Origin of the sequence: Halalkalibacter wakoensis JCM 9140 (assembly GCF_000513095.1) — a bacterium.
Taxonomy (GTDB): Bacteria; Bacillota; Bacilli; order Bacillales; family Bacillaceae_D; genus Halalkalibacter; species Halalkalibacter wakoensis.
Genome location: NZ_BAUT01000120.1, coordinates 1 through 5,732 on the forward strand (window position 1 = coordinate 1; position 5,732 = coordinate 5,732).

A 5,732-nucleotide genomic window follows, 5' to 3' on the forward strand; every position below is an offset into this window, starting at 1 on the left:
ATTTTATTTTCATGGTAGGAGTCTACGTGTATGTCCTACGCTAGTAAGAGGGTACCCCTTTTATTACTTCAATGAAGGTTAAATTCTTACTTTTATTACGTACCACAAAATGTTTGATATGGGTATTTGGATGGTTCTGCTGGTTTGCAATAATCTGTTTGATCTTGAGAATATGTGTACGGTTTTTTAAGTACGTTTAGCAAGTTTTCCATTACGCTAAAATCGCTTTTTGTCACGGCCGCCTCTAACGCTTCCTCTACTCGATGGTTTCGAGGAATCACTCCAGGATTGGATTGCTTCATCAATTCCAAAGAAGCTTCTTTTGACTCATCCTGTCTACCTAAGCGGTCCTGCCACAGTTTATACCATTGAGAAAACTCAGGCGCACGAAATAAAACAGATTGTTCCTCTTCATGGTTTTTTAATGTTAACGCTCGAAACGTGTTCGTATAGTCTGCGCCGTGTTTCTTCATTAAACTAAGAAGGCCTTCAATGAGCGTATCATCTCCGGTTTCCTCATTGACTATTCCAAGCTTACTTCTCATCCCATTTAGCCAATAAGATTGGAAGAGGTCAGGAAACTGAGAGATTTCATCTTGCGCGATGGTAACCGCTTGCTCTTGATCTTCGTGTAACAATGGCAATAATGTTTCGGCAAAGCGAGCCAAGTTCCATGCTGTTATTTTCGGTTGGTTTCCATATGCATAGCGTCCTTGTCGGTCAATCGAACTGAACACGGTTTCAGGATCATATGTATCCATAAATGCACAAGGGCCATAATCGATTGTCTCACCACTAATGGTCATATTGTCGGTATTCATCACACCATGAATAAATCCAACTAGCTGCCATTTTGTTACTAAGGCTGCCTGACGGTTGATTACTTCTTGAAGAAGCGACAAGTAACGATGCTCAGTTTCTTGAATATGAGGGTAGTGACGCTCAATGGCGTAGTCAGCTAACGCCTTTACATCTTCTGTTGTTCCCCATTTAGAAGCGTATTGAAACGTTCCAAACCTCAAGTGGCTAGCAGCTATTCGAGTTAATATAGCACCAGGAAGCTCTGCTTCACGCATAACTGTCTCACCTGTTGTTACAACGGCAAGGCTACGCGTTGTAGGGATTCCTAGCCCATGCATGGCTTCACTTATAATGTACTCTCTTAACATTGGTCCAAGCGTGGCTCGTCCATCTCCTCCACGTGAATATGGCGTTCTCCCCGAACCTTTCAACTGAATATCAAATCGCTCATTTGAAGGTGTTATTTGCTCTCCAAGCAAAATCGCTCGCCCATCACCTAACATTGTAAAATGTCCAAATTGATGACCAGCATACGCTTGAGCAAGTGGGAAAGCACCTTCTGGGAGCTCATTCCCAGCGAATACATCGACTCCATTTTTTTGTTTAAGAGAATCTTCATTCAAACCCAGTTTAGCTGCTAACGATGAATTAAAAACGATTAATTCTGGTGAACTCACCTGTGTAGGATTTTGACTAGAATAAAAAATCTCCGGTAAACGTGAATAACTATTATCAAAGTTCCATCCTGAAAGTATGTTTGTCATCTTATCTCCTTTTATTTCCTGTTATATCAAATTTTTTAACGACTTGATTATGGTATACCTCTTTTAGTCTTTTCTTATGATCATTTCTTATTCTTGATGTAGTAGTCATACGTGGAAACATAATAAAAGAAAAAGGCAAAAAACTCCTATAACCTCTAAAAAACTAAGTTAAGACCACCATAACATACAATTTTAATAAACACTCTTTTGACCATTGAAGGGAGACCTACTATATATATAAACGTCAATCGAACCGCCAAACATTTCAAAGCGTTTTGTCATTGCATTTAACCCTAAACCATATAACGGATTTCCGTCAACCTTCCATGGTCCTCTAATGTAATATGTAAGTGTGATATTTCTTTTTTATATGATAAGAAAAAAAACGTAAGACTCTACCGTATCAACTCTGGATGTCACCAGAAAGGTACGTCCTTTTTGTTTTCAACGAAACTATTGTAAACGGCTATTCTTTTCAGATAAAATAACGTAAAGGCTGATAATCATTTTCACTAGTTAAACATAGAAAAGAGTGATCTCATGGACGTAATAGATTTTTCCCGAAACGCGATTACTACAGAAGAAGAACTGAGAGACATAATTGGAGCACCACACGATTTAGTTATGAAAAAGACGATTTCCATTATTGATGACCACTGCAAAAAATTCATAGAGATGTCACCCCTTTTTTTCCTATCGACATCTAATGCCGATGGTACATGCGATGTTTCCCCAAGAGGAGATATGCCAAGTTCAATTACAATCCTAAACAAACATCAGCTAGTTATTCCGGATCGCCCTGGTAATAGACGACTAGATTCTATTAAAAACATCCTATCCAATCCTCACGTTGGTCTTGTCTTTCTTATCCCTGGATTAGAAGATGTGTTAAGAATCAACGGACGAGCTACGATCATAAATGATGAAAAAATACTTGCTAACATGAGCCTTAAAGGCAAACCACCACTACTTGGAATTGGAGTAGAGGTTGAAGAATGCTTTATCCACTGCCCTCGCGCATTAAAGGAATCAAACATCTGGAACAAAGACACATGGAAAAACAAAGAGGAATTGCCTACTTTAATGGAGATTTTTCATGCTCATCTAAAGATTAATGGGGTAGAGGTTAAAAAGTAATTTTTCTTAGTTTAAAACATAAAGATCCTTACCTTTTTGTTTAATTTATCTTACTAATTTGGGAAGAGGAGTCCATCTTCTGAACTCCTCTTTTCGAATGATTATATACTTAGTTCTAAAACGGCGACACTTTCTACATGCGAACTATGCGGAAACATATCCACCGGCTGCACTTCCTTCGTTGTATATCCACCTTCATCTAACACTTTCAAATCTCTAGCTAGCGTAGCAGGATTACAGGACACATACACAACACGCTTTGGCTTCATTGAAAGGATTGTATCGAGTAACTCTTGGTCACACCCTTTTCTAGGTGGATCCACGACAACAACATCTGCCCGAATCCCTTGTGCATACCACCATGGCATGATTTTCTCCGCTTCACCTACTGCAAAATCAACATTTGTCATGCCATTTAACTCAGCGTTTCTCTTCGCATCTGCAATCGCATCAGGTACAATTTCTACCCCATACACATGCTTCGCTTTTTGAGCAAGGAACAACGAAATCGTTCCTATCCCGCAGTATGCATCAATAACCGTTTCTTCTCCAGTCAGATTGGCGTATTCCAATGCTTTATCATAAAGGACTTTCGTCTGCTCAGGGTTCACTTGATAAAATGAGCGTGCTGATATCGCAAATTTGATATCGCCGATGTAATCATAAATGTATTCTTCTCCCCATAAAACGTTTGTCTCATCACCGAAAATCACATTCGTCCGCTTTGTATTTATGTTTTGAACAATCGACTTCACATTTGGAACCGCTGCAATAATATCTTCTATTATATTTTTCTTATTCGGCAGTTCTTTTCCTCTTGTCACAAGTACAACCATTACTTCATCTGTAATTTTTCCTTTTCTTGCAACAACATGACGGAGCGTTCCTCTGTGCTTTTGTTCGTCATAAGCCCGGATTCCATATTTATTCGCAATATTTTTGACGACATGGATGATTTGGTCATTTTCTTCATGCTGAATCAAACACTCATCCATGTTAATAATCCGGTGGCTTCGTTTTTGGTAAAAACCAGCGACCACAAGTCCTCCTTCTTCACCAATTGGTACTTGTGCTTTGTTTCGGTAACGCCAAGGGTTGTCCATCCCAAGTGTCGGATGAACCGTTACGTCTTTAAGCCCACCAATTCGTTCGAGCACATCTTTCACTTGCTTTTGTTTGGACACGAGCTGAGCATCGTAATTTAGATGTTGAATTTGACAACCACCACACTGGTGATAGATCGGACATAATGGTTCAGCACGGTGTTCACTCTCTTGTTTAATCTCCAGTAATCGAGCGAACCCATAGCCTTTATTCGTTTTCACTACTTTTATATCTGCTACTTCACCAGGGAGCGTATTGGGGACAAATAATGTATAACCGTCTACTTTTGCTACTCCTGCTCCTTCATGGGTTAAGTCTTCAATCGTTACTTGAAGTTGGTCATTTTTCTTTACTGGTATTTGATTCATTCGTTGTTCCGTCCTTTTGCTATTAGTTTAGTCATTGTACCATAACGGAGGTGGTACAAGAAACTAAGCGCCAAAAAGGAAACCGCTGCTATAGCGATTTCCTTTTTTACTTCCTTTGCTTTCGGTCTTTAGGAGTTAACATTTGAAAATGCTGATACATGTTTACAAATTCTGCTGGGAGTACGCCGCCATATTCACCGTCTAGATTTAGCTGCATGTCCCCTTTTACTTGAACCTTAATACGATTCGCATGAACATACATCACTTTCGGATGATTGATGTGCTCCCCTCTTAACGCAAGACTTGCCACGTGAAGGAACTCTGGAAAAGAAAGCTTTTTAACAATAATAAAATCAAACATACCATCCTGTAACGACGCATTCGGTGCTAACTTTTCAAAGCCTCCGACCGAATTGGTATTAGAGACAAGAAACATCATGATTTCTCCTTCAAATAGTTTCCCATCATATTCAATTTGAACCATTCGAGGGGCAACTTGAGGGAGTTTTTCTAACCCTTTAATGTAATAAGCTAACTGGCCTACCGCTGTTTTTAGCTTACTTGGAACCTCATAGGTAAGTTCCGTCAGCGTCCCACCTGCCGCAATATTGATAAAGTAACGTTCGTTTACACGACCAATGTCAATCGGTTCAAAATGATTACCACATAAAACATCACAAGCCTTCTCGATATCACGTGGAATTCTAAGGCACGTGCAAAATCATTTGTCGTTCCAGCCGGGATAATGCCAAGCTTTGGTCTTTTTGGTAAGTTGGCTAGTCCATTTACGACTTCAAAAATGGTTCCATCCCCTCCTGCCGCAATGACAAGATCATTTCCATTTTCACCTGCTTTTTTAGCCGCAGAAGTGGCACACCCTTCTCCTGTTGTTGCATGCGTTGATGTTTCATATCCATTCTTCTCAAGACGTTCTAAAATATAAGCTAAGTTTTTACGAATTTGTTCACGTCCAGACGTTGGATTGTAAATAAGCCGAGCTCTTTTCATAACAAATCCCCTACTTTATCTAAGCTATCATTTTCCACACTTTGTCAAAGACATACTGTGCTTGTATTGTACATTACTTCTATTGTATTCAGCAAACTTAAAAATCTTGCATTATACAGTGGATTTCTTTCATAGAAAACAATGTTTTACAATGTTTTTGAGCTTATGTTAGAAACAATAAAAACGAGGAGTCTATTTTTCTAAATTTTGCTGCAGGAAGGTTTGCTCATAGTGAAATGAAACGGAAGCCACTCGACTCCTGCGGAACTTGAAACGGAGCTTCGATCTCGTCGCTCCCGGGGATGGGGGGCACGCTTTGTTGAGAGGAAAGATAGAAATTCCCTTCTTTTCAACGATTAAAAAAAGGGAGAAACTTAGAAAAGCCTTTGAGAAGTGAAACTCATGCAAATTCAAGCGGCTACCCTTGATATTTGCGGTGAATCTCAAGAGAATAATAAAGCTTTTAAATGAAAAAGAGTAACAAGTTAAAGATAAGTAAAAGTAACCCTAGCAGGGGAATGACACGTAGACTCCTGCGGGACCAGTGATC

Annotated in this window: 3 protein-coding genes and 1 pseudogene; 1 reads left to right on the forward strand and 3 read right to left on the reverse strand. The window is 39.5% G+C overall.

Annotated features, from left to right (window positions below):
- Window positions 1–95: 95 nt before the first annotated feature.
- The gene (locus JCM9140_RS21305; protein WP_034751470.1) at window positions 96–1,565 is read right to left on the reverse strand and encodes a protein adenylyltransferase SelO; all 1,470 of its coding nucleotides are present in this window, start codon (window positions 1,563–1,565) and stop codon (window positions 96–98) included.
- 540 nt (window positions 1,566–2,105) lie between these two features.
- Between JCM9140_RS21305 and JCM9140_RS21310 the strand changes: the two genes are divergently transcribed.
- Window positions 2,106–2,702, forward strand: coding sequence for an MSMEG_1061 family FMN-dependent PPOX-type flavoprotein (locus tag JCM9140_RS21310; protein WP_034751472.1), 597 nt, complete (start codon window positions 2,106–2,108; stop codon window positions 2,700–2,702).
- A gap of 101 nt (window positions 2,703–2,803) precedes the next feature.
- Here JCM9140_RS21310 and rlmD read toward each other — a convergent pair whose 3' ends face one another.
- Both rlmD and JCM9140_RS21320 read right to left on the reverse strand, forming a co-directional pair.
- Window positions 2,804–4,174 (reverse strand): 23S rRNA (uracil(1939)-C(5))-methyltransferase RlmD, encoded by a 1,371-nt coding sequence (gene rlmD / locus JCM9140_RS21315; protein ID WP_034751474.1) that lies wholly within the window; start codon window positions 4,172–4,174, stop codon window positions 2,804–2,806.
- A 106-nt stretch (window positions 4,175–4,280) separates the two neighbouring features.
- A pseudogene (locus JCM9140_RS21320) lies at window positions 4,281–5,182 on the reverse strand (diacylglycerol kinase).
- Window positions 5,183–5,732: the final 550 nt, after the last annotated feature.